We start from the raw sequence: 203 nt of genomic DNA on the forward strand, positions 1-203 counted from the left end.
GGTTATGAGCCCGACGAGCTACCAGGCTGCTCCATCCCGCGCCTGTAAATTGTCAGCTAAATGCTATTTTACTTCCGATTTAACAAAGAAGTTTACATACCACCCAATTTTAGAAAGTGGTTGCGGGAGCCGGATTTGAACCGACGACCTTCGGGTTATGAGCCCGACGAGCTACCAGGCTGCTCCATCCCGCGCCTGTAAAT

General features: G+C 50.7%; 1 tRNA gene. It reads right to left on the reverse strand.

Annotated elements, in window-relative coordinates:
* Nucleotides 1-117 precede the first annotated feature (117 nt).
* A tRNA-Met gene (locus ACW689_RS21590) sits at nt 118-194 on the reverse strand.
* Nucleotides 195-203: the final 9 nt, after the last annotated feature.

Source organism: Pseudoalteromonas sp. ABE4_541, assembly GCF_056312285.1.